Annotated in this window: 17 protein-coding genes; 10 read left to right on the top strand and 7 right to left on the bottom strand. The window is 56.4% G+C overall.

The features are described 5' to 3' along the window. Positions 1-14: 14 nt before the first annotated feature. The 3 genes from dmul_RS00830 to dmul_RS00820 form a co-directional block, all read right to left on the bottom strand. The gene (locus dmul_RS00830; protein WP_020876738.1) at positions 15-1,493 is read right to left on the bottom strand and encodes a B12-binding domain-containing radical SAM protein; all 1,479 of its coding nucleotides are present in this window, start codon (positions 1,491-1,493) and stop codon (positions 15-17) included. 326 nt (positions 1,494-1,819) lie between these two features. Next, complete coding sequence (locus dmul_RS19950; protein WP_144016599.1) at positions 1,820-2,053, bottom strand: hypothetical protein; 234 nt, start codon at positions 2,051-2,053, stop codon at positions 1,820-1,822. A gap of 484 nt (positions 2,054-2,537) precedes the next feature. Then, positions 2,538-3,098 (bottom strand): BON domain-containing protein, encoded by a 561-nt coding sequence (locus dmul_RS00820; RefSeq protein ID WP_234979209.1) that lies wholly within the window; start codon positions 3,096-3,098, stop codon positions 2,538-2,540. Positions 3,099-3,808: 710 nt separating this feature from the next. Between dmul_RS00820 and dmul_RS00815 the strand changes: the two genes are divergently transcribed. From dmul_RS00815 to dmul_RS00775, 9 genes are all read left to right on the top strand, one after another. After that, positions 3,809-5,128, top strand: coding sequence for an MFS transporter (locus tag dmul_RS00815; protein ID WP_020876741.1), 1,320 nt, complete (start codon positions 3,809-3,811; stop codon positions 5,126-5,128). Between the two features lie 301 nt (positions 5,129-5,429). Then, positions 5,430-6,578: a SpoIIE family protein phosphatase gene (locus dmul_RS00810; protein WP_020876742.1), complete on the top strand. Its 1,149-nt coding sequence runs from the start codon at positions 5,430-5,432 to the stop codon at positions 6,576-6,578. A gap of 111 nt (positions 6,579-6,689) precedes the next feature. Next, complete coding sequence (locus tag dmul_RS00805) at positions 6,690-10,397, top strand: PocR ligand-binding domain-containing protein (protein ID WP_020876743.1); 3,708 nt, start codon at positions 6,690-6,692, stop codon at positions 10,395-10,397. A gap of 58 nt (positions 10,398-10,455) precedes the next feature. After that, complete coding sequence (locus dmul_RS00800) at positions 10,456-12,915, top strand: glycogen/starch/alpha-glucan phosphorylase (protein ID WP_020876744.1); 2,460 nt, start codon at positions 10,456-10,458, stop codon at positions 12,913-12,915. A 17-nt stretch (positions 12,916-12,932) separates the two neighbouring features. Further along, entirely contained in the window at positions 12,933-13,277 is a 345-nt protein-coding gene (locus tag dmul_RS00795; RefSeq protein ID WP_020876745.1) for an STAS domain-containing protein, read from the top strand. 30 nt (positions 13,278-13,307) lie between these two features. Beyond that, complete coding sequence (locus tag dmul_RS00790; RefSeq protein ID WP_200809335.1) at positions 13,308-13,739, top strand: ATP-binding protein; 432 nt, start codon at positions 13,308-13,310, stop codon at positions 13,737-13,739. A 167-nt stretch (positions 13,740-13,906) separates the two neighbouring features. Then, positions 13,907-15,061: a multidrug effflux MFS transporter gene (locus dmul_RS00785; RefSeq protein WP_040415097.1), complete on the top strand. Its 1,155-nt coding sequence runs from the start codon at positions 13,907-13,909 to the stop codon at positions 15,059-15,061. 243 nt (positions 15,062-15,304) lie between these two features. Beyond that, positions 15,305-16,054, top strand: a complete 750-nt coding sequence (locus dmul_RS00780; protein WP_020876748.1) for a protein-L-isoaspartate(D-aspartate) O-methyltransferase — start codon at positions 15,305-15,307, stop codon at positions 16,052-16,054. A gap of 5 nt (positions 16,055-16,059) precedes the next feature. Further along, on the top strand, positions 16,060-18,465 hold the full coding sequence (locus dmul_RS00775; protein ID WP_040415083.1) for a spermidine synthase family protein: 2,406 nt from the start codon (positions 16,060-16,062) through the stop codon (positions 18,463-18,465). 69 nt (positions 18,466-18,534) lie between these two features. On the opposite strand, the gene dmul_RS00770 is transcribed toward dmul_RS00775, so the two are convergent. The 3 genes from dmul_RS00770 to dmul_RS00760 all read right to left on the bottom strand — a co-directional run bounded on the left by dmul_RS00770 (position 18,535) and on the right by dmul_RS00760 (position 21,083). After that, the gene (locus dmul_RS00770; RefSeq protein WP_020876750.1) at positions 18,535-20,100 is read right to left on the bottom strand and encodes a bifunctional GNAT family N-acetyltransferase/carbon-nitrogen hydrolase family protein; all 1,566 of its coding nucleotides are present in this window, start codon (positions 20,098-20,100) and stop codon (positions 18,535-18,537) included. A gap of 129 nt (positions 20,101-20,229) precedes the next feature. Beyond that, positions 20,230-20,610 carry a GYD domain-containing protein gene (locus dmul_RS00765; protein WP_020876751.1) on the bottom strand — a complete coding sequence of 127 codons (381 nt, stop codon included), beginning with the start codon at positions 20,608-20,610 and terminating at the stop codon, positions 20,230-20,232. 251 nt (positions 20,611-20,861) lie between these two features. Further along, positions 20,862-21,083 carry a hypothetical protein gene (locus dmul_RS00760; protein ID WP_020876752.1) on the bottom strand — a complete coding sequence of 74 codons (222 nt, stop codon included), beginning with the start codon at positions 21,081-21,083 and terminating at the stop codon, positions 20,862-20,864. A 264-nt stretch (positions 21,084-21,347) separates the two neighbouring features. Between dmul_RS00760 and dmul_RS00755 the strand changes: the two genes are divergently transcribed. Then, positions 21,348-22,682 (top strand): amidohydrolase family protein, encoded by a 1,335-nt coding sequence (locus tag dmul_RS00755; protein ID WP_040415100.1) that lies wholly within the window; start codon positions 21,348-21,350, stop codon positions 22,680-22,682. Positions 22,683-22,723: 41 nt separating this feature from the next. Here dmul_RS00755 and dmul_RS00750 read toward each other — a convergent pair whose 3' ends face one another. Further along, positions 22,724-24,958: an Ig domain-containing protein gene (locus dmul_RS00750; protein ID WP_020876754.1), complete on the bottom strand. Its 2,235-nt coding sequence runs from the start codon at positions 24,956-24,958 to the stop codon at positions 22,724-22,726. Positions 24,959-24,970 lie beyond the last annotated feature (12 nt).

Raw genomic sequence — 24,970 nt, 5'->3', positions numbered from 1 at the left:
TGTATTTCCGGCGCTTAAAGAATGTACAATTCACATATCTTTCGGTAATGATAGCCATATATTGAGAGGGTTATGGCCACCGGCATCAGCCTGGGTTTACGGAACAGGGTCCAGACCATCAGGCGCCAGTAATGAAAGCGTTCCTTCCCCAGAACGCCAAGCCGGAAGACGCATCGAAAGAATGAGAGGAACCGCTGAAGGTTCATCGGCTGGCCGATCTCAGGCGCCTTCAGTTCTCTCAGCAGGATCCTGACCCGCTGGTAGTAGTTTTTAGGAGAGTAGATCTGTTTCATGATCGATCGGTACCCATCCAAAAGCCTGTCTATACCCATTCGAGGAAGGATGTTGGTGGTTCCGTCAACATTGTCTCCGGAAAAGTTATTGACAATCCGGCTTTCCCGTTGAAGCCTGTCAAAAAGACGTGTTCCCGGAGGGGCCTGGAGCATCCCGACCATTGCGGTGACGATTCCGCTGTTCTGAATGAAATCGATCTGCCGCTGAAAAATAGAAGGCCTGTCGCTGTCAAAGCCCACAATAAAGCCGCCCATGACCTGCAACCCTGAACGGTGGATCATTTTGACGCTTTCAAGAAGGTCCCGGTTTTTATTCTGGGTTTTATGACATTCCGTAAGACTGACCTCGTCGGGCGACTCAATGCCGATAAAAACGGAATCAAATCCTGCCGTTACCATCATATCCAGGAGTTCAGGATCATCAGCGAGATTGATGGAGGCTTCCGTGAAAAAAACACATCCCTTTTTACCTTTGCGCCATTCGATCAGGGCGGGCAGCAAATGCGTTTTAAGGTAGACCTTGTTTCCAATAAAATTGTCGTCGACAAAAAATATACTGTCGCGCCAGCCGAAAGCGTAAATGCGATCCAGTTCTGCGATAACCTGCCGGGGGGTCTTCATGCGCGGCCGGTGACCGAACAAAGCCGTCACATTGCAGAATTCGCAGTTAAACGGGCATCCCCTGGAGAACTGAATGTTCATGGATGCATATCGCTTCATTTTTACCAGATCCCACGCAGGCGTCGGCGTGTCGCGCAAATCGCAGAAACCGGAAGCCCTGTAGACCTTTTTCATCTGCCCGTATTGCAGGTCGGACAGAAAATCGGGGAGCGTCAATTCCGCTTCGTCGAGAACAAGATGGTCCACCGCATCGAATTCATCCGGTGCAGCGGTAAAAAGCGGCCCACCGGCAACAATCTTTAAATTCGAAGCGCTGCAGCGGGCGATGATTTGTTTGGCCGATTTCCGCTGAACCGCCATGCCGCCAATAAAGGCCATGTCCGCCCACGAAAGATCTTTATCCGTGAGGCAGTCTACATTCATGTCCACAAGTCGCCTGGGCCATTCCTCCGGCAGCAGGGACGCGACGGTGAGCAGGCCAAGCGGCGGGAAGGCGGCTTTCTTTCCGATAAAATTTAACGCGTAGGTGAAAGACCAGAACGTGTCTGGAAATTTTGGGTAGATAAGCAGAACGTTCATATCAGCAGGCTCCTTTCCGTGACCATGTACATAATTAAAGTACATGATCAAACTTCATGCCAGAGTTGGAGCACTTGGATTTTTGTCGCACATCGTTCTGGATTATCACAACAAATCCGTGCCAAACGCGCGGACAGGGCAGGCATGACCCCACGCAGGATCAAGGCCATTTATGACCACAGGTCAAATATAGCCTCAAGTCAACTTCCGGGATCGGGTTTAAGCCATCGCCAATTCCCAAGGGATTCATTGACATGAACAAAAAAGCCCCGGAACTGGGATTCGAGATGGAACGGGAGGCCAAGCCGCAGCTGAGCGGCTCCGGGTCAGCCGCCGGCTATGGGCCCCATGAGGTAGATGTCGGCGTCTTCCGTCAACGGTTCATCCAGGCGCCGTTTCCGGCCATTGACAAAGGCCAGGACTACCAGAATCGGCGGGACCCCGATGTCAGCCGCCAACTGCCTGATGGTCTCCGGAGAAACGATTTCCACCGACATCCGGCGGGGAAGGCCGTCGACAATCCCCCGGATGGTTTCTGCAATATGAGTCGCGAACTTCACACTTGGGTTTAGGTTCCGTAAAAATACAAAATAGCGCGAAGGCCTGACGCACGGGCGTTTACACGAATGAACGAGATTCATCGTGTGTCTACAAAATCGGGGGGTTTTCAGGCCGGTTTTTCCAGCTCGAGGACTTGCTTCAGAGGAGTGATCTTAAACAATTTAAGAAGGTTGATGGTTGAGTCCGGCAATTCGTTGCGCATGCGCACACGGAAATTCAAATTGAAAAACTCCGTGATCTGGAGCTCGTCCAACGCCGCTTGCACAGTCGGTAGGCGGTCATGGCAAGGAGCGCTCTTTTATTGTCTTTTCTTTCTGCTGAAATCTCTGGGTGTGTTTCCCCCGGGAAAGACGGTTGGATGCGCACTTTTTCCCGTCGTTCCCGTGAAAAATCCGGGAACGACGGGAAATGGACTTCCTTTTACACAGTGTGTACGCGTAAATTCTCGCATTGAAGGATCAGACTGCAATGCGTCCTCTTGTATCAGTCGGCCTTGACGACAAGATTGTTTTCCACCGATCTGACACTCTTGACACTACCGACGATTTCCATCGCTCTGTCGATACTTTGCTGAGACTCAACGACCCCGCTCAGATTGACCACCCCGTTTGTCGTGGTCACGCTGATCTGAGACACTTTAAGCAACGGGTCACTCATAATATCCATCTTGATCTTGGCTGTAATTGCGGCATCATCCATGTATTCGGCAGCTTTTTCAGCTTTCTCGCTTACCGCCTCCCCTGCTTTTTGAGCTTGTTCGCTCACTTTTTCAGCCGCTTGGTCCACTTTTTCCCCTGCCTTTTCGGCGGTTCCCTCTTGTTGACAACCAGGCAGTACGAGAGCAAAGGACAACAAAAGAACGATGAAAAATCCCCTGTGCAATAAACTCATTTTCAATCTCCTTTCGCGACGATCGTTTAAGTAATTAAGTGAAACCGCCACCGCCTGCAAGGCGGCGGCATCAAAGCCGACTGAAGTCGGCCCAACGCAACCGATAGTGAAGTCGTCATCGCGGAATCGCGCTTCCGCATCCTGCAATTCCATATACCCTGCATCCACGTCATCGGTTACATTGTCCGATGTCGCTGCAACATATCCGCGAGCCTGCGGATGACGACCCCAAAATAATGTTAGACAGGTGCAGCTTTCAGGAAAAAGATTAATCGGTCTTTAAAACTTTCAGATCAGAATCAAGCACCACAACCGGTTCACGGATCGACCCCGGGATGCGATTAGAAATTTCCATAACAGCCTTTTTCATGCGAGGATTTCACTCAACCCTCATGACTGTTTGCCGTGATTCTATTAAAGAGTTGTCCGGCATCCATTATGATTACGTTTAATCTAATATGGCTGGGATTGAAATTCAAGTGGTATAAAAATCATATTCCGGGCGCATCCACCAGGAATGTTCACGGCGAGGGCCGAGGATACCTGGAGGATACCGTGAAAACCGGTTGTTGTTGAGGCATTCAGGCTCACTTTGCCGATGTGGATACGTTCAGGGATGCAGGCGCCGCTTACGTGACACCGCTGAAGCCTTGAATTGCACGAGCGATGGCCAACAGGAGAGATCCGGTATGATTTGAAGATGTGTTTGTGGTATGGTGATATATTCAACTTTCGACTTTCGTAGGCCGTATCTTTGTGGTCACCGCATGAAAATTGAAAGTTGAGTGATATATGTAGAAACCGGCGTGGGCATCGAAGGTTGAATATGACCTCAACGTCACAGGGAATGGAGATCAAGAGATTTGTTCGGTTCAACATCCGTTACGGAAAAGGGCAACATCGGCATCTATTACGGCTGGGTCATCGTTTTTGCGGCCTTCATCACATTGGGCATCAGCTTCGGTATCTGGTATTCCTATTCCGTGTTCATCCTCGCGGTTATCAGGGAATTCAACTGGAGCACGGCGGCGGCATCCAGCGTGTTTTCGATTTTTATCATCTCGCATTCCACCTTTGCCATGGCAGCGGGATATCTTCAGGACAGATTCGGACCCAGGGTGGTTGTTCCGGCGGGGTCTCTCCTGCTCGCCGTGTCCCTGATCGTTACATCCTGGTCTGAAAATTTATGGCATTTTCAGCTGACTTACGGGGTGTTTGCCGGAGCGGGCATCAGTCTGACGGCGTTTGTCTCCCATTCAGCCTTTCTGCCCAAATGGTTTGAACGCAAAAGAGGGTTGGCGCTGGGCATCGCCACGGCCGGGATCGGTCTGGGGATGCTCCTTATCGTTCCGTTCTCGGAAAAAATGATTTCCGCCTATGGCTGGCGATCCGCATATCGCATACTGGCCGCGATAGTCCTTTTCATTGTCGCTCCATTGAACCTGATATTGGGACGAAAATCCCCCGAAGCGATTTCGCAGCATCCGGACGGCGATATCCCCGGCAATCCCAGAGGCGCGAAACCCTCTTCATGGGTAATGGAGATCATCGATAAAAAATGGGCCGCAATCGACTGGGATCTGCTCAAGGCTTCCCGAACATTGACCTTCTGGTATCTGATCGGTGCATTCGGCTTTATTTCTTTTGCCTTCCAGGGGGTTTTGCTACATGCAGTGGCCGCCATGGTGGACGCGCAGCTCAACAAAAGCACGGCTGCCTATGTCTTTGGTCTGGCCGGCATCATGGGTTCCGTCGGCAAAATCCTATTTGGCTGCCTCTCGGACAAACTGGGACGGGAACGTGCCAAGTTCATTGCCGACGTCATCGCGATTCTGGGAATACTGGCACTGACGTTCATTTCATCGGCCCACAGCCCCATGACTTTCATATTCGCGATCTGTTTCGGCATCGGCTATGGGGCCGCGGCACCCTTGATTCCAGCGATCACCGCCGATATTTTCATCGGCAGACACTACGGCCTGATTTTCTCCTTCATCGCCATCGGGGGGGGAATCGGCGCGGCCGTCGGCACCTATACCGTTGGACTGTTGAGAGACACCAGCGGCGATTATACGGCTGGATTCATCGTCTGTTGTCTGTCTCTGGCAATTTCGTGCATACTGGTATTTCTGGCGGCCCCCGGGAAGGTCAGAAGAATGAAAAAAATCCGTTTTTCGAGTTGAACGGCTTTGTTTCCATGCCGTCGCGGCGTTTCGCCATCAATTTTTTCGACCGTCTCGCCCCCCCAACGGACGATCTGGCGGCGAAATGCGGGGACACCGCGATATCCGCCCGAAGGGTTGATCTTTTTGTGCCTGTTATTATAGATATGGAATTGGGTCCATAGTTGTGGTACGATATAATTTGAATTTGAACTTTCATAGGTCGTATCTATCCGGTTACCATCATGAAAGTCGAATCTGAATGTTGACGGGGTGTCGCAGGCAGACTTCCGGTTGAGCGTCGCATAATGGGGAGAGGGTGATGACGGAAATGCATCAGACCATGGAGTCCATCCTCCTGGTCGACGATCAGCCGGCCAACCTTCAGTTGCTCATGCATACACTGAAGCGGCTCGGCTGCAGGCTGCTGGTCGCCAAAAACGGGGAGACGGCCCTCGCCATCGCGAAAAAGGCGCGTCCGGACCTCATCCTGCTGGACATCATGATGCCGGGAATCGACGGCTTTGAAGTGTGCCGGCGGCTCAAATCGGATGCGGACACCCAGAAGATCCCGGTGATCTTTCTGTCCGCGCTGGACGATACCGGAGACAAGGTGCGCGGACTCCAACTGGGGGCGGTGGACTATGTTGCCAAGCCCTTCCAGCCCGAGGAAGTCATCGCCCGGGTGAACACCCATCTGACAATCCATCGGCTCAGCCGCGAGGTACAACGGCAACGGGACGAGCTGGAACATGAACTGCAGATCGTGTCCCAGATTCAACGCTACCTCCTGCCGGATCACCTGCCCCGAATCGACGGCCTGAAAATGGCGGTGCATTATGAAACCAGTCGATATGCCGGCGGTGATTATTACGATATCCTGGAACTTCCCAACGGCCTTCTGGCCGTTCTGATGGCCGACGCCGAAGGCCACAGTGCACCGGCAACCGTCATGATGGGCATGACCGCCGCGCTGTTTCGGGCCTGTTCGACGTTCCTGGATAAGCCGGACAGGATGCTCGCCTACCTCAACGAAAACATTTGCAAAATGAACATGGAGAGCCATGTCACGGCGATCTACGCCGTCTACGATCCTCGCACCCGGAATCTCAGGATTGCCCGCGCCGGTCATCCCCTCCCGATCCGTTATCGACTCTCCGAAAAAAAAGCGGCCGAAATTCCTTGTGAGGGCGTATTTCTCATGGGATTCGAACCCTATTCTCACGTTCCGGTCACCGAGACGACTCTTGAGCCCGGCGACCGGCTGTTGTTTTATACGGACGGCATTACCGATCGTGCAGGCGAAACGGAAGATCTTTACGGGACAGATCGTCTTATACGGCAATTCAGCGCAGCGGCCCTCAATGACCCGGCTGACATCCTTACCGCGATTGTCGATGATCTGAAACAGTTCGCCGGAAATCGTCCGGCCGACGACGATCAGGCAATGTTGGCGATCGTTGTCGAATAGAGACGCTGGGACGGCCAAGGCCGCATGGCGGAAAGGATATAGGTCGCGATCTTGAAGTCACCGCAGCAACCTGAAAGGACCCCTTCGATCGCACGGCATCAGGATAACGCAGTGCCTACCGAAACCCGGGATAATAAGCTGAAAAGGGATGACACCCTCATCGATCTGCTGGATCTGAAACAATTGGGTCCCATCCTGGAAGATTTCTGCAACGCCGCCGGGATCGCGGCAGCCGTTATAGACCTGAAGGGCAATATCCTGGCATCCGCGCGCTGGCAGCGCATCTGCACCCATTTCCACCGGATCGACGAACGAACACACAAGCGCTGTATCGAAAGCGACACCGAACTCGCCGCGAATCTCGAGGAAGGCAAGTCGTTTTCGATTTATCACTGCAAGAACGGCCTGACCGACGCCGCGGCGCCGATCATCATCGAAGGCAGACATGTGGCCAATATTTTTGTGGGACAGTTTTTCCTCGCCGAACCCGACAGGGCGTTTTTTCAACGGCAGGCTCGGGAATTCGGCTTCGATACGGCCGATTATCTGAGCGCCCTCGATGAAGTGCCCATCGTTTCCCAGGAAAAACTGCACGCGATTCTGGGATTCCTGACTGGCTTAGCCCATCTTGTGGCATCCATTTGTCTTGAGCGTAAAAAAGCCGAACAGGCTAAAATGGAATTGACGCGCTACAAGGCACACCTGGAAAACCTGGTGTCGGATCGAACCGAACAACTCAAACACTCCGAGGAGCGCAGCCGTCTCATTCTGCAATCCGTAGCCGAAGGTATTTTCGGAACGGACGTCGAAGGTCGATGCACTTTTGCCAATGAAGCCACGCTGAACATGCTCGGATACGAATCCGACGAACTCATCGGCAGCCCCATCCACGAGAAGTTCCACCACTCGAATGCGGACGGCTCGCCGCACCACAAGGAGGATTGTCCCATTTATCTGGCCTACAAACAGGGGATCACCAGCTTCCGCCGGGACGAGGTGTTCTGGTGCAAGGACGGCTCTTTTATCGATGTCTCCTACACCAGCGTGCCCAAGCGGCAGGACGATGCGACCATCGGCTCGGTCGTGGTATTCCGCGACATCACCGCGCGAAAGAAGGCCGAGGATGCCCTGCGCGAGAGCGAATACCACCTCAAAGCCATTCTGACGACGACCAATGAAGGTTTCTATTGGGTCAACAATGACGCGCGCACCGTGGCCCTCAACGACACCATGTGCAAGCTGCTGGGCAGGACCCGTGAGGATATCGTCGGCAGGACGGTATTCGAATTCCTGGACGAGGAAAACACGAAAATCATGAAGGAGCAACTCCGGCGCAGAGCCTCCGGTCAAACCGGGGTTTACGAAATCGCCCTCAGCCGCCCCGACGGTTCGAAAGTGCTCTGCCTGTTCCACGCAACCCCCCTTTACGATAAAAGCGGCGTCAAAACCGGCTCTTTTGCCATGGTCACGGATATCACCCAGCGCAAAAAGATGGAGGAGGAGCTTATCATCGCCCGAGACAAGGCTGAAGCGGCCACCCGGGCAAAAAGCGACTTTCTGGCCAACATGAGCCACGAGATCCGCACCCCCATGAATGCGGTGCTGGGAATGACGCACCTGGCCCTCAAAACAGACCTGACCCCGAAACAGAGAGACTATCTTGAGAAGATTCAACTTTCCGCCAACGCCCTTTTGGGCGTCATCAATGATATTCTGGACTTTTCCAAGATCGAGGCCGGCAAACTGAGCATGGAGTCCATCGGCTTCGATCTGGATGAAGTCCTCGAAAACCTGGGAACTTTGATGACGATCAAAACCCAGGAAAAGGAGGGGGTCGAAATCCTGTTCAGCACCGATCCCGAGGTGCCCCGCTCCCTGGTGGGAGACCCCCTGCGGTTGAGTCAGGTGTTGGTGAACCTGGCCAACAACGCCATTAAATTCACCGACCACGGTGAAATCGTGGTTTCCACGAAACTGGTCAGTCTGTCAAAAAAGACCGTCGTCATCCAATTTTCCGTGCGCGATACGGGAATCGGTCTGACCGAGGAACAAAAGACCCATCTGTTCACCGCCTTCAGCCAGGCGGACACATCCATCACCCGAAAATACGGCGGCACGGGTCTGGGGTTGACCATCTGTCAGCGTCTGGTGAAGATGATGGGCGGCAGGATCTGGGTTGAAAGCACTTTCGGGGTCGGCAGTACCTTCTCTTTTACCGCTGTTTTCGGCACCGGCCGGCAAGTCGCCGGGGTCTGCCGGGTTCCGCCGCCCGAACTGAGAGGCATCAAAACACTGGTGGTGGATGACAACCCGACATCCCGGGAGATATTCCAAAAGATGCTGGAGTCTTTCTCCTTTGACGTCACCCCGGCGGCATCCGGTGAAGAAGGCCTGAAGGAGATCGAAAAATCCATCGGCGGAAGCCCTTACGACATCGTGGTGATGGATTGGAAGATGCCGGGTATCGACGGCATCGAGGCTGCCAAACGCATCAAGCAGGATTCGAGGTTGGCCCGAATCCCCGCCATCATTCTCGTCAGCGCATATGCACGGGAAGACATCATGTGGCGCGCCGAAGCCGCCGGACTTGACGGTTTTCTGATCAAGCCCATCAGCCCGTCGGTAATGTTCGATACCATCATGAACGCTTTGGCCAGAGGTGAGGTCAAGGAATTCCGGCCGGATAACAAGGAGGCGAAAGCTGCCCATGCCATGAAGCAACTCGAGGGTTCCCGGGTCCTGATTGTTGAAGACAATGAGATCAATCAAATGGTCGCCATGGAAATTCTTGCCGGCGCGGGTGTCGTCGTGTCTCTGGCCGGCGACGGCCGGGAGGCCGTGGAGGCCGTGCAGACGAATCGTTTCGATGCCGTGCTGATGGATGTGCAAATGCCGGTGATGGATGGTTATACCGCAACACGGACCATTCGTGAAGATCCCCGGTTCAAGGATCTGCCCATCATTGCCATGACCGCGCACGCCATGGCGGGCGACCACGAAAAAAGCACCGAAGCCAGCATGAACGATCATATTACCAAACCCATCGATCCGGAACAACTTTACACCATCCTGGCACAATGGATTTCGGGCGCTCCTCCCGCGGCCGCAAAAAAACCGGAGTCGGAGACGGTTGCACCCCGTTCCACCCCAGAAGCCCGTGCCGAAGCCGTCCCGACACCCGCGGCGGAAGAACCGTTGCCGGAAACGCTGGATGGTTTTGATCTTACAAAGGGTTTGAGGCGGCTGCAGGGCAACGTGGCGCTTTATCGCAAACTGCTGATAAGCTTTGCCGTCAAATACGCCCAGAGGGCCGATGAGATCCGGCAAGCCCTGGATGCCGGGGATTATCACAAGGCTCATAGCATGATTCACGAAATCAAGGGGTTGGCTGGCAATCTGTCGGCAGTTCAATTGCAGGCCGCAGCCACGGAACTGGAGAAACTGGTCAAGCACGCCGACAAGCAGAATCCGCCCCGGCCGGATGCACTCGCGAACGCCTTTGCGGCCTTTGAAACCTTGATGGATCAGGCATTGCGGTCTACAGGACGCTTAAAGTCCCCGACAGACGAATCGAGTGCCGCACCATGCCGGGAACCGGCGGAACAACTGCCGGCAGATCTGGCAAAAACGGTCGCCGGACGCCTCCGTGAGGCTGCCGAAATGGGCGATGTTTCAGAAATAACCGCAATTGCGGAAGAGATAGCTTCCCAATCCGGAAACTTCACCGCCTATCTCGACAGAATCACTCAGCTTGCAGAGGCGTTCGATTTTGAAGGTATCCTTGAAATGGCCAATGATCTTGAAAGGATACAGGGGTAATGGGGCCATCGCCGACCGACGCCTCAAGGACTGTAACGCTGCTTTGCAAAGGATATCAATGATGAAACCAAGCCTTCTCGGGAACTCGAAAGCCGCTTTAAAAAAATCAATGGACTACCATCTCCGCTGCTCTCTGTGCAAGGAGCCCGTTTCAAAGGAAGGCCGGGACCTCTTTCTCGCCACGGCATTTTCCCTGCGGGATCGGATGGCGGAAAAAATTCTGCAGACGGAGCGCAGATATCGCGAGACGAAAACCAAAAGGGTCTATTACCTGTCCCTGGAATTTCTCATTGGACGATTGATGGGCAATACCCTCCACAACCTCGGCATGTTCGATAGCTACAAGGGACTCTTGACGGATGCGGGGTTCGATATCGAGGAAGTCCGGGAACAAGAAACCGATCCCGGTCTCGGGAACGGCGGACTCGGACGATTGGCGGCCTGTTTTCTGGATTCCATGGCAACCCTGGACATTGCCGGTTTCGGTTACGGGATCCACTATGAATACGGCTTGTTCAAACAGGAAATCGATAACGGCTACCAGAGGGAAAAGCCGGACAACTGGCTGGCGGAGCTCAACCCCTGGGAAATCAAGCGCACCGACGAGAAATGCATCATCCCGATTCACGGGCGGATAGAGCACTTCCAGGATCGCGCGGGCGAATACAACCCCATGTGGCTCGACTGGAAGGTCATCATGGGGATTCCCTTCGATATTCCCGTGGTCGGGTACGGGGGAAAAACGGTGAACTGGCTGCGGCTTTACGGCGCGGGCTCCTCTGCGGACTTCGATATCCAGATCTTCAACGAGGGAGATTACTTCCGGGCCGTGGAACAAAAGGTCTCCTCCGAAACCATCACTAAAATGCTCTATCCTCTCGACACCCTCAAATCCGGGAGAGAACTTCGCCTTGTTCAGGAATACTTTCTGGTGGCCTGCGCCTTGCGGGACATTATTCGCCGCTATCTCAGGGATCACGAAAATTTTGATCGCTTCCCCGAACGCGTGGCCATCCAGATGAACGACACCCATCCCTCCTTGGCGGTTGCGGAATTGATGCGCCTTTTCGTGGACGAATATGCCCTTCCCTGGGATCATGCCTGGGAGATCACCCGGGAAACCTTGGCCTACACAAACCACACAGTCCTGGCGGAAGCGCTGGAGAAATGGCCCGTCGGTCTCCTCGAGAAGGTCATTCCGCGCCATCTTCAGATCATTTATGAGATCAACCGGCGATTTCTCGACAAGGTGGCGCCGCTTTATCCCGGGGATATCGATCTTATCAGGCGAATATCCCTCATCGAAGAAGGTGAGACCAAACAGGTCAGGATGGCCCACCTGGCCCTGGTTGGATCCCATTCCGTGAACGGCGTCTCTGCGCTTCATACGGAGATACTGAAAAACGAAAATTTTTCAGATTTTTACGCGCTCCGGCCGGAGCAATTCGTCAATATCACGAACGGCATTACCCAGAGACGCTGGCTTCTGGAAGCCAATCCCCGGCTGGCAGGGCTCATCAGCGATACCATTGGAGACGCCTGGATTACCGATCTCCGACAGCTTCGGCGCCTGGAACCCATGGCCGATCAAAAGGCTTTCAAGGACGCCTTCCACGACATCAAGCGGGCGAACAAGGAAATTCTGGCAGGCATCATCTCGGACACCGTGTGGCTTTCCGTCGATCCCGACTCCCTGTTCGACGTACACGTCAAACGGATTCATGAGTACAAACGCCAGCTTCTGAAGATCATGCAGATCGTGCATGAATATCTCCAGATCATCAGGGACGAAAAAAAGCCTGTGATCGCCAAAACCCATATTTTTGCCGGCAAGGCCGCCCCCGGATACTGGATCGCCAAACAGATGATCAAGCTGATCCATAACGTCGGTCAGGTCATCAATCAGGACAAACGGATCGGAGATGCCCTGAAGGTGGTTTTTCTGCCGGATTACCGCGTCTCTCTTGCTGAAAAAATCATACCGGCCACGGATTTGAGCGAACAGATTTCCATGGCCGGCAGGGAGGCTTCCGGAACCGGCAACATGAAATTCATGCTGAACGGCGCCCTGACCGTCGGCACGCTGGACGGTGCCAACGTCGAGATGCTCGAGGAGGTGGGGGAAGAGAACATTTTTATTTTCGGATTGAAGGCGAAAGAGATCGCCGAGATGGTGAAACAAAAGCGCTATCGTCCCCTGGACTATTATCACCGTTTCCCGGAAATCCGCAGGGTCCTGGATGCCTTTCGGGACGACACGTTCTGCGCTGCCGAGCGGGGGCTCTTTCAGTGGATTTACCATAGAGTGATGAATAACGAAGATCCGTATTTTCATCTCCCGGATTTTATGCAATACATCGAGGCTCACGATAAGATAGAGGCGGAATTTCAGGCTCCGGCCACCTGGACCCAAAAAGCGATCCTCAACGTTGCCCGGTGCGGAAAATTTTCCAGCGACAGGGCCATTGCCGATTACAATCGCTTGATTTGGAATAAAAACGGCTTGAAAGAAAAGTAGATATCAGAAAGGTAATCATGCAACTGCACCATAAAAATACGGCGGATGTCCTCATCGTGCGACCTCTGGAAAAAAGAATTGACGCTTCCGCGGCAACGGAATTCAAGCAAAAACTGGGAGAATGGATCGACTCGGGGAATCGACGGATTGTTCTCAACCTCTCCGAAGTGGATTTTATCGACAGCAGCGGTCTTGGCGCCATCATCTCGGGCTTCAAGAGAATCGGGGGCGACGGCCGTCTGGTGATCTGCGCCGTGAAGGAAAGCGTCATGAGTCTTTTCCGCCTGACCCGCATGAATCGGGTGTTCGATATTTTCTCATCAGAGGATGAAGCCCTCAGGGCACTTTCCGGAAAGGCCTGAAACATGAAAACGGCGGGCATGATCAGGCTGATGATTGAAAGCAGGCTTGAAAATGTTGCCCTGATCGGTGGGAGCGTCCGCGGCATCGCCGATACGCTGCCCATCGACAAGGTCATCCGCTATCAACTTGAGCTGTGTGTCGTCGAAGCGGTGAACAACGTTATCAAGCACGCCTATCACGCCGAAGCCGGACATTCAGTCGAAGTGGATTTCCAGCTTCACCCGGACCACGTTACCTTCAAGATCCGCGACAACGGAGACAGCCTCAACCTGTCAAGGGTGGCACCTTTCTGCTTCGATCCGTTGAAAGTGGAAACCCTCCCCGAAAGGGGCATGGGGATCTTTATCCTGAAATCCTTGATGGACGAAGTCCGGTATGAAACGGTGAACGGGGAAAACATCCTGACCCTGATCAAATACCTGAAAAACCGTTCAGCCCCGCCCCCGGAGCACGGCGATTAGTTCGGCGAACACCGTCGCGCCGCCCTGAACCGCCTCAACAGCCATTATTTTTGCAGATGCGAGAACCTCGGGATCTTGTCGGATACATCCATCCCTTTTTTTCTGCCGGTGGCCTGAGAAACTGAGCACTGATGGATGAACTCGAAAAGGATCCCGGAATTATGCCCATGAAAAAATGGATAGGACTTTTGGCGCTGCTCACGGCGTTTCCCGCGCTCTCCACGAGCATGTATCTGCCGGCCATCCCGTCTCTGGTCCGAAACTGGCAGGAGCCCCTTTGGTTCATCAACCTGACCCTGGTGGGCTTTTTCGTGGTCTACAGTAGTTTTCTGTTGGTGTACGGTCCCTTTTCGGACCGGTTCGGACGACGACCACTGCTGAAAATCGGTATCGGATTCTATGTTGTCGCCAGTTTTCTATGCGCGCTTTCGCCCAATGCAATCAGCCTTATCGCTTTCCGTATGATTCAAGCGGCAGGCGGGGCTTCCGCATCGTCGCTCGCCCTCGCCGTGTCCAGGGATGTCTTCGACGCACGGGACCGGGAAAAGGTGCTGGCGTATCTGGGCGTGGTCGTTGCGCTGGCGCCCATGCTTTCGCCGGTGATCGGCGGATGGATCATCGCCAGGTTCTCATGGCAGTGGATTTTTGTGATCCTCGGCGGGATGGGGCTCATCGCTTTTCTCGGCGTGCACCGAATGCCGGAAACCCTCCGGCAGACTTCTCAAACACCTCGAACGAAGTTTTTGTCCAATTACGGACATCTGATCCGAAACCGGCGGTATATGGGGTTGACCCTCGTGGTATCTCTCGGTTCCATCCCGATATTCTCCTTCATTGCAGCTTCATCGGATATTTATATTACGCAGATTGGCCTGAGCGAGCAGGTTTACGGGTATTTCTTCGGTTTCAACGCCATGGCGTTGATGCTCGGAGCCTTTGTCTGCACCCGGTTGAACCGGCTGATATCCTCCCGCGATATCATTACAATGGGTTTTATCGGATTGATCATCGGAGGGACATGGCTCATACTGACCCCCCAGGACAGCCCGTGGGATCTGGCCCTGCCGATGTTTGTCATCTCCTTTGCATCCGGACTGAGCCGCCCCCCCAGCAACAACCTGGTTCTGGAACAGGTCAATCGCGGCGCAGGAGCGGCCGCGTCCTTTCTGATGTTTTCCCTCATGACCTCCGGTGCCGCCGCCATGTGGTTCGGCTCACTGAATTGGAACGACAAGATTCAGGTATTGGGGATAATGGCCGCCGCTTCCGGGGTCGCAGGCCTGGTTTGCTGGTTGGTGATGCGAAAAACTTCGGATTTGTGATGCCGGGGGCGTCTCGGACACGGGGCCGACCCAAGCCGCCAAAAAAAGCTCCCGTTTCAGGAATTCAACTTTCGACTTTCATGATGGTTCAGGAACTGCTCTTTAGCCCGCCGTTGCTCGGGGCCCCGTTTCAGGAATTCAACTTTCGACTTTCATGATGGTGACCGGAAAGATACGGCCTGTGAAAGTCGAAACTCGAGTCAGGAATATGGACATCAGGACGGCGTAAGGATAGATATCCTCATGTTCAGAACACTGTTTTACACGTTGACAGCATGGGTCTGGCTTTTTCCCGTTCCCGATTCCGCAATCGCCGAAGCAGCGAACGAAAAGGCGTTCACGGCGGCCCGGGCCGCGCTTGTCGAGGCCATCGCGGCCGATGTGGCCGCTACCGGAAAGGCCATCGGCGCCCAACGCCTGGATCCGGCGGTAATACGGGCCATGAAGACGGTAAGGCGACACCGGTTTGTCCCTCCGGAATCCGCTGACCGGGCCTACGACAACACGCCGCTCCCCATCGGGTACGGCCAGACAATTTCCCAACCTTACATCGTCGCCCTCATGAGCAATCTGGCGGCGCTGAACCCCGGCGATCGCGTCCTTGAAGTGGGCACCGGATCGGGCTACCAGGCCGCCGTGCTCGCGGAAATGGGGATGCAGGTCTACTCCATGGAGATCATCCGGCCTCTGGCCGGGACGGCGGCTGAAACGCTCCGGGCGGAGGGCTACGATCAGGTAAGCCTCAGGGTGGGCGACGGCTATTTCGGATGGGAAGAAAAGGGGCCGTTCGACGGCATCATCGTGACGGCGGCGGCCGACCACATTCCGCCGCCGCTCCTGTCTCAGCTGAAAAACGGCGGGAGAATGGTCATCCCCGTCGGCGGTCCCTTCTCGGTGCAGCAGTTGGTGCTGGTGGCCAAGGATGAAGACGGCGCCCTCACGACCCGCCAGATCCTGCCCGTCCGCTTCGTGCCCCTGACCCGCAGGCCATGAAAGGCATGCCGTCCACCTTGAGCGCCTCTGTTTTCCTGCTGTCGGGATCGGCGCTGGCTTACGAGGTCATGCTGGTGCGTCTCCTGGCCGTCACCCGATTCCACCACCTGGCGTTTATGGTCCTCAGTCTCGCGCTGCTCGGCTACGGGGTGAGCGGGGTCCTGCTCGCCCGGCAACGCGCCCGGCTCCTCGGATCTTTCCAGGCGTGGTTCTCCGGATTTGCAGCCATGTTCGCCACAGGCACGGTGTGCTGCTTCCAACTGTCCCAACGCATCCCGGTCTTTCCGGGAGAATGGGTCTGGTCGCCCTTCGAGGCGCTTCATCTCGCAGCCCTCTACCTCGTCCTGTCTCTGCCCTTTCTGGCCGCAGCCTGCGGGGTGGGTCTGGCCTATAGTGCAAGAGGGACGATCGCGGGCTCGGTTTATCGGGCCGATCTGCTGGGTGCGGCCGCGGGATGTCTTGGCGCCCTCCCGGCGTTGTGGCTGCCGGAGGCTGCGGGACTCTGGTTGCCGTGGAGCGGGGGATTCGCAGCATCGGCGCTCATGGTGATGCCGGATCGGAAGGGGTGGGCCGCCCTCCTGGTATCGGCGGCATTGTTGGGGCCGGCCGTAAACCCGGAGCATGCCGTCCGTTTGATCACGTCCCCGGACAAACCCCTATCCATCGCCCTCAGTGCCGAGGGTGTGGAGATTTTGACCGATATCTTCACCCCGATTGGAAGGATCACCGTAACCCGAAACCGTCTCGCTCCCTATCGATATGCCCCCGGCCTCAGTCTCGCCTTCCAGGGCAGCGTCGGGGCCCAGTGGGGCGCATTCGTCGACGGCGGCGAAGCCTTCATGCCGCTGCCGACCACGCCGGAGCGGACCGAGGCGCCGACCTATCTCGACTACCTCCCGGAAGCCCTGGCCTACCGACTTGTTTCCCAGCCCCGGGTGCTCGTGCTGGAGGCCCCGGCCATGGAACATCTCGCCAGGGCCTTCGCCGGAGAGGCACGGGCCGTGAATGTCGTTTTGTCCAATCCAGGATGGCGGACGCTCTTCGAAGAGACCCGAAAGAGCGGACCGGGCCGGTATCTCGCATTGCCGAACGTTCACCTGACGGTGGGCGCGCCGAGAGGCTTCCTGCGGTCTGCCCCCCGCCGCTACGATCTGATCGTCATCGGGGATCCCGCCCCTTCCGCCCTGACGCCCGACCATCTCCACACCGTGGAAGCGTTCGGCGAGGCCCTCACACGGCTGTCGTCCGGAGGGATTCTCTCCGTGAGCGGTCCCTCGGATCTGCCCCCAAGGGCATGCCTGCGGCTTTTGGCGACGGCAGCGGCGGCGCTGCACATGTCCGGCGTGACGCATCCCGAAGATCGTCTGGTGATGATCCGGAGCCTCAGGACCGTCCAGCTGATGATCACAAACGGCCCGCTGACACCGAAAGATATCGCTGAAATCCGGTCATTCTGCACCGACCGGCGTTTCGATCCGGTCTGGTTTCCGGGAATCGAGCCCGCCGAGGCCAATCGTTGGAACCGGATCGACGCCCCTCTCTTCCATGACGGCGCCCTGGGAATCCTCGGTTCCGCCTCGGAGCGATTTCCGGCCCGGTATAAATTCGACGTTTCTCCGGTTTTCGACAACCGGCCCTATTTCTCACACTTCATCAAACCCGCCACGCTGATGGAGATCCTTTCTCTCCGGGAAAGCGGTGCGTTGGGGATGCTCTCATTTGCCGAGCCGGTCCTCGCCGCGACCCTCCTGCAGGGGATCGTCATCTCCATTCTCTTCGTATGGCTCCCGCTGCGCCGTTTCAGGGCCACAGAAGATCGCAGGCGAGCGGGCGTCATGGTATTCATGCTGGGGATGGGGTTCATGCTTGCCGAATTCGCGGTGATGGAACAATTGCGTCTGTTTCTGAACGAACCCGTGTTGGCGACGGCGGTTACCCTGGCGGTGTTTCTGTCCATGGCAGGGCTGGGCGGCGGCATGACCTCCCGTCGGTCACGGGACGGCACGCTGCGATTCTCGGGCTTTGCGGCGCTGCTGACGGCGGGCATTCTTGTCGTATACATCACCGCACTCCCGCCCGTGCTGAAGGTTTTTATGGGTGCGCATCCGGCGGTTCGGACGGTCCTGGCCATGGTTCTCATCTCGCCCCTGGCGACGGCCATGGGGCTGCCGTTTCCCCTTGCGGTCTCCGCCCTGAAAACGGCTGACACCCGCGCGGTCCCCTGGGCATGGGGTCTCAACGGCTGCGGATCCATGATCGGCCCGGTGCTGGGCATGTCGATCGCCGTCTATGGCGGGGGAACATGGGTGTTCGGCGCCGCGATCCTCTGCTATGGTACGGCATTTGCGGCAGGTCTGACGCCGTCGATCTCCGGAACGGGCCGGAAGCAGGGAGAAACGATACAGCCGTGAATCAGCGATTCTGTCCTTCAGGAGCCTTATGGATCCGGTGAACAAATTCCTATCGGCCCGCGAACGACTTCACTCCGTTTTGATGATCTCGATCCGGCTTCGGGCCGTGAGCTCGTAAAGATCCGGACGCCGGTCGTGAAGGGGTCGGACGGTGGCCACATGCCGCTGTTGGGCAAGGGAGGAGAGAACCAGCTCCGATACCACCACCGCCTCGACGTTGGGATCCGCCTCGCCGCCGACGCCCTTCTCGGGAAACGAAAAATCGCTGGGCGTCAGGATGGCGGCCTGGCTGTAGCTCATGAGGGATCCAATGCCGGTGCGCATGTTGCCGACGCTTCCCGTCATGACCACGTAAATGAAGTTCTCCACGGCCCGGGCCTGGGCGCAGTGACGCACGCGGTAATAGGCCTTCTTCTCCTGGGTGTAGAACGGAACGAAGAGCACTTCCACGCCGGCCAGGGTCAGCAGGCGGGATACTTCGGGAAATTCGATATCGTAGCAGATCTGGATCGCAATCCTGGCCAGCGGCGTATTGAAGATTCGAATGTGATCGCCGGGCAGGATTTCCCCCGCCGAGCGTTCGGCGGGCGTGATGTGGAGCTTCTCCTGGGTGTAGACATTGCCCGTCGGGGTAAAGAGGTGGGCCGTATTGTAGATTCCGCCGTCCCGCATCACGGGATGGGAGCCGCCGATGATGTAGATGTTATACTTCCGTGCGACCCGCCGGAACATTTCGACATATCGATCGGTCAGGCCCGCCAGCTCCCGGACCATGACCCTCATGTCCGTGCCCTCCAGATAGCTGAAAAGCTGGTATGTCAGGTATTCTGGGAAAAGCAGAAAATGGCAGTGATACTCGTCGGCGGTGTTGACGAAAAACTCGACGCTGTTTTCCAGGTCGTCCCATCCATCGATCTGCCGGAAGCGGTATTGGGCGGCACAGACCCTGATCTGGCGAGCCTTGTGTCTTGCAGCGTAGGCCGAGGATATCCGCTTCTTGGCGATATCGAAATCGGGATTGATCAGCTCGAGATAGGTCGAATAGTTGAGGCTCGAAAAATCGACGGTGACGTCCAGCTGAACCTTTTTCACGCGGTAGCCGACCTTGAGATGTGCGTTGAGGGCCGGATCCCGGAGTTCTCCGCGGATCACCTTTTCGACATATTGCTCCGCCGTCATCCTGCCGGCGTGATCCTTGTATCCGGGAATCCGGCCGTAGCCGATCATCCGCCTCAGGTTGTACCGCTTTAAAAGACCGAGCCGGCGCTTGTAGAGCAGCATGGCGACGCCGCGACGCCGGTAATCGGGATGGACACCGATGTCCGCCCCGTAAAGGGTATCGCCGTCGGGGTTGTGGGTGCTGAAGGTGCCGGCCCCCGATATCTCATCCACGGTGTACCAGTAATCGTCGTCGATGTTCACGATGACGGATGTTGCATATCCCACGATCCGACCGTCGGCTACGGCCACGAACTGGCCGTCGGGAAATGCGTTGAGCTGCATCTCGTAATGTCGTTCGGTAAGGGTGTATTCCGGTGGGTAGTCGGCATAGATCTGCCGGCTGCATTCGATCAACTCGGGAATATCGCTGATCCGGCACCGGCGGGTCGTCACCTTCGATTTGGCTTTTTTCACAGGCAGACCTCTCTGACGAACCGATTCATTTGGCCGCTGGGGCCACAGAACCCTTACTATTCCAAAGCATCCAAGTCAATTGGGAATCGGATCGGCAAGGGATGGATCCGGAATTGAAAACTTTCCCAATCAACCTCGGGTCCCCTCCCGGGGAAAATAGTCATGCCCGGCAGGGGATTTATAGGCCTGCCGGGACGCCATATCCCGGGCGCGACGCATCAGAGAGACGGCCTCATCGGCCCGGCAGGCCGGGACCGTCGTGATCGTTTCAACGGCGCCGGATCCCCTCACGAGGAGGGCATTGACCAATCCCAGATCCGCCGCCTTCTCCTCCGGGATATCGGACACGATGAAAAAATCGATGTCGCCGTTCAGGAGGAGGTGGTAGCTGACGAGTTTGCCTTCGTAGGCCGCCATGAGCTTTTCGATGGCTCCGGCGCGGTTCTGGGGATTGGCGAGCAACCCCTGAACACCTTCCCTGGAAAATTTTCCGTAAGATACCCAAAGCATCGCCTTATCCTTTCATGCTTTCGATAAAGCCGGGCCTCCCGAATTTTTCGAGGCGGACCGGCAAGGGAGACCAGGCCGTCAAACTGAAAGATACCGGATCCGAGTTCCGGATTCAACACCTGGAACCCAAGTGCGATCAATGACGACGGTATGTATCGGTGTGGGCCGGATCAACGAGCGATCCGGCCTTCAAGGAAGCGTTGCGCCCTTCAGCGCTCCGATGGATCCTCGCGGATGGATTCAGACGAAGATCAGGAAATGGGCGTGGGTTTACACAGGTGTTCCTCTTCCATGGCCACCCGTCCGCAGCCGTCGCAAACATACTTCATGGCGGCCAGTTTGTCTTTGCAGATGTGGTTCGAGTCGACCTGGGGGGCCCCGCAGAAGCTGCACTTCTTCTTATCGTCACAGGGATTGCAGAGATGACCGGGCGCTTTGGCCACGGCACCGCATGTTTTACATGTATAGGCCATATCTTGAACTCCTTTCCGGCTGAAGATTTCGAGAAGTCGAAAAGAGACGGGCATATTCAGAAATATCGTTCCGAATGTCGAAAAGTCAAGGCGCTCCGCCCGGTCGTCCAAACCTGGAAGAAGACGGATGCAGCCCGTATTCAACGGAAAACGACACATCGTCCTGAAAGGATTTCCGCGTTTTCATGGCTTTTCCAACAGAAGATTGCTATGCTGATGCGGGAGTTGATCGTCACCACCCTCAGGCTCGCGAGGAGAATCTTCATGGCATCCGATACTGTTTTCGACCTGGTCATCCACAACGGCACCATCCTTACCGTCAATGACGATTTCGATATTGTCCGGCAGGGCACGCTCTGCATCCAAAACGGCCGCATCGCCGCTATCTCGGTCCATGAGCCCGGCGAACAGCCGCCGCCCGCAAAAGCAACCATCGACGCCGGGGGCGGCATCGTCATGCCCGGCCTTGTGAACACGCACACCCATCTGCCCATGTCAATGTTCCGGGGGCTCGCGGACGACCGCCCCCTCATGGAATGGCTGAAGGAGACTATTTTCCCTGCGGAAGCGGCACATGTTCATCCCGAAACGGTGTTCCGGGCCACGCAGCTGGCTTGTGCGGAAATGATCCTCTCAGGCACCACCACCTGCTGCGACGGTTATTTTCTTGAGAATTCCGTCGCCCGAGCCGTTCAACTGTCCGGTATGCGGGCGGTGCTGGGACAGGGCGTCATCGATTATCCGGCTCCCGGGGTGCCGGATCCGGCCCGGAACATCGCACACGCCGCCCGCTTTGTGGAGACCTGGCGAAATGCCGATCCGCTCATCACGCCGGCGGTGTTCTGCCATTCCCCTTACACCTGCTCCAGGGAGACGTTGACAAAGGCGAAAGCCCTTGCCCGATCCCAGGGAATTCTGTTTCAGATCCACGCCGCCGAAACCCGGACCGAACGGGATCTGTTCCTCAGGGAGCACGGCGTTACGCCCATCCGATACCTGGACGGGCTTGGTCTGCTGGATGCCGGAACCCTCTTGGTCCATGCCGTCTGGACCGATGAAACGGATATTCGGCGGATCTCCGCCGGAGGGGCTGTGATCTCCCACAATCCGGAGAGCAACATGAAGCTGGCCTCGGGCATCGCGCCGGTGGAGAAGTTCCTGGCCGCGGGAATTCCGGTGGGCCTGGGAACGGATGGATGTGCCAGCAACAACAACCTGGACCTCTTCCAGGAGATGGACACCGCGGCCAAGCTTCACAAGGTCAACACCCTCGACCCCACAGTGATGGACGCCCGAACGGTCATTCGCATGGCAACCGCGATGGGCGCCCGGGCCATCGGTCTGGGAGGTGTCGTCGGCACCCTTGAGATCGGAAGTCAGGCCGACGTCATCATTATCGACACCGGAAAACCCCACATGACGCCCCTCTATCACCCCGCTTCCCAAATCGTATACACCGCCAAGGCTTCGGATGTGAGGACGGTCGTCGTGGCCGGCAAGGTGATCATGGCCGACGGTCGCATCCTGACGCTGGACCTGGCTGAAATCCTGGCCGAGGTCCGAAAAATCGCCCGCCGCATAAACAAGCGGCAACCCTGAAGAGGGCTGCCGCAATGGTATCAGTTAACCGAATCCCGATCTCATCCGGCCGGCATTACAGCCGAACGGCCCCGGCCGGGGCCGTTCGGTGCGTCATCGCAGACCGCTTCGAAGATGCCTAAAACCCCGACGCTTGCAGAGGAGAGATTTTCCGGTCCGTCCACAATACCCGAATTGATCTCCTTCACCGCGGCGGAAACAAGGCTTGCGCCGACACCGCCTCCCACCACGTTTTCAGGATCGGCGCTGAACACGATTTCACCGAGTTCGGTCCGGTTGAAAGGGGATTCACCGGGCAGGTTGCAGCTGTCCCCCTCCAGTATCGGCAGCCAGAAGGTCAAGGTTGCCCGGATCTCCGTACCATAGACAACGGCGGTGGCGACCACCTCGTCCTCCAGCCACGCGGCATTTTCCTTGAGATAAACCAGAGAAAAACCGGCGAGGCCATCCTCGTCCGTACGAATCGTGGACGGCAGGGCGCCCGCGGCGCTGCTCGAGGGCGTCAGCTCACAATCGCCGTTGAGGTCTTCGTTCAGCGGATGCTTTTCGCTTTGATCGGCCGGACAGGGCGCGCAATAATCGCACATCAGGTTTCGATTGACGTCCTCATTTTCAAAAATATCCGTGTAGATGACAGGACAGTCCGGGCGCCCGCCCCGATAACCAGTGGCATACCGCGTCGACCACAGCTTCAGGGTAACGGTGGTGTTGGGCATGGGATTCCCGCCGGCATCGGACACCAGCACCGACATGGGCAGTCTGTAAGCGGTATTGCCCTTGATGGATTCTATCTCGGTGCTCTGGCCGATGGAAATCGATCCCGCCGTCCCGCCGATGACGATCCGGAGGCTGCTGCTCAAATTGCAGATATCCCCGGCGCCGTCAGCGTCGAGTATCGCAGCGGTCACTTTGACCCCTTCGGCGTAGGAGCTCAGGGTGCCGGAAAAGAAGGTCGACCGGGCAAATCCCTGACTGTCGGTATAAGCGATGGCCGGCGACAGACGTTCTCCGCCGCCCGTCGTGGTCAGCCCGTCAAGGAAGAACATTACGGGGACGTTGCCCACGGCCTGGTCAAAACGACTTCTGACTTTCGCCGTCAACTCCACGGAATTGGCGACGGTGCCGAGGCTCGGCGCCATAACCGTCGCACTGGCTTGAAGCGAAATCCGGCAGGCTTCACCGGAAGGCGATGAGAAGGCTACCTGGATCGTATCGGAGACCGACGGCCGGTTGAGATCGAACACCTGGATGGTGGCAATGCCGGCTTCCGCCGATGAGAGGACGGCGGTGACCGTCTTCTGAACGGGATCCACCGGGACGTCAATCAACTTCCGGCCGATGGCGGTGCTCCCGCGCCACTGACCAAAGCTGGTGACAAGCCTGACGGTGTTCTGCCGGGGCGCCCGGACCGTCACGACCAGGTCTCGCCCGGTCGGCCAGGAGGAAGGATCCTCCGCCGGGGAAGTGATGGTGAAAAAATCGGCGTTGTTATAGACGAGATAACTCTGCGTTTTGACGTCGCCGGAGGCTTCGATCCGCAGAACAGCTTCCTCGGTCGCCTGACGACCGGTAATCTCCAATACCAACCTGCCGTTCACGTCGGTCCTGAGACCCGAGGATGGAGACCAGGTGAGACTGCCCTCGGGTTCAACACTGACATTGACCTCGGCATCGTTGATGGGGAAGGCCTCGGCATCCTGAACCGTGATGAGAAGATTGGCCGTTTTGGTCCCTTCGATATCGAGGCTGGTATTGTCGTTGTCGAGCCAGATGGCTGTCCCCGTCACTTGAATGGGAACGGATTTAGAAGCGTTGCCGTTCGCCGTTGCGGTGACGGTAATAATTCGGTTGCTTCGATCGGGTCCGGACATCAGTCGGATCGATGCCCTGCCCAATGCGTCCGTCCGCACTTCGGACGGATCAAACGCGTCCGCAGGGGGTTCATCCGAGGCTGTCGGCGGCGCTTCATCTGTTTGATCCGCCACGATCATTCCGCCATCGGTGGAGAAAGAAACCACCGTATCAACGGCCGGGGAGTTGTTGCCGTTAACGAGGGTTGCCGTCACGACGCTGTATCCTTCATTATCGGATTCAATCGTATACCGACTCGCGCGCAAAGAGAGCGTGCCTGAAAATATTGGATTGGTTTCGGATGGATTGATTTCAGATGATTCGTCATCATTCATGCCGCCCGAGGAGCCGCAACCGATAATGCTGATCACCAGAAAACCTGTCACCAGAAACCAAAAGATCATTTTACTGCCGTTTCTCATCATGGAAATACCCTT

It is taken from the genome of Desulfococcus multivorans (genome assembly GCF_001854245.1).
Taxonomy (GTDB): domain Bacteria; phylum Desulfobacterota; class Desulfobacteria; order Desulfobacterales; family Desulfococcaceae; genus Desulfococcus; species Desulfococcus multivorans.
The sequence above is the reverse complement of the archived record's forward strand: the minus strand, read 5'-3'. Positions and strand labels throughout refer to the sequence as shown.

Excerpts from the sequence above, each read along its gene's own strand:
- dmul_RS00830 (WP_020876738.1), bottom strand. The coding sequence starts at position 1,493 with ATGAACGTTCTGCTTATCTACCCAAAATTTCCAGACACGTTCTGGTCT.
- dmul_RS00820 (WP_234979209.1), bottom strand. The coding sequence starts at position 3,098 with ATGGAATTGCAGGATGCGGAAGCGCGATTCCGCGATGACGACTTCACT.
- dmul_RS00810 (WP_020876742.1), top strand. The coding sequence starts at position 5,430 with ATGACGGAAATGCATCAGACCATGGAGTCCATCCTCCTGGTCGACGAT.
- dmul_RS00800 (WP_020876744.1), top strand. The coding sequence starts at position 10,456 with ATGATGAAACCAAGCCTTCTCGGGAACTCGAAAGCCGCTTTAAAAAAA.
- dmul_RS00795 (WP_020876745.1), top strand. The coding sequence starts at position 12,933 with ATGCAACTGCACCATAAAAATACGGCGGATGTCCTCATCGTGCGACCT.
- dmul_RS00790 (WP_200809335.1), top strand. The coding sequence starts at position 13,308 with ATGATTGAAAGCAGGCTTGAAAATGTTGCCCTGATCGGTGGGAGCGTC.
- dmul_RS00785 (WP_040415097.1), top strand. The coding sequence starts at position 13,907 with ATGAAAAAATGGATAGGACTTTTGGCGCTGCTCACGGCGTTTCCCGCG.
- dmul_RS00780 (WP_020876748.1), top strand. The coding sequence starts at position 15,305 with ATGTTCAGAACACTGTTTTACACGTTGACAGCATGGGTCTGGCTTTTT.
- dmul_RS00775 (WP_040415083.1), top strand. The coding sequence starts at position 16,060 with ATGCCGTCCACCTTGAGCGCCTCTGTTTTCCTGCTGTCGGGATCGGCG.
- dmul_RS00765 (WP_020876751.1), bottom strand. The coding sequence starts at position 20,610 with ATGCTTTGGGTATCTTACGGAAAATTTTCCAGGGAAGGTGTTCAGGGG.
- dmul_RS00760 (WP_020876752.1), bottom strand. The coding sequence starts at position 21,083 with ATGGCCTATACATGTAAAACATGCGGTGCCGTGGCCAAAGCGCCCGGT.
- dmul_RS00755 (WP_040415100.1), top strand. The coding sequence starts at position 21,348 with ATGGCATCCGATACTGTTTTCGACCTGGTCATCCACAACGGCACCATC.
- dmul_RS00750 (WP_020876754.1), bottom strand. The coding sequence starts at position 24,958 with ATGATGAGAAACGGCAGTAAAATGATCTTTTGGTTTCTGGTGACAGGT.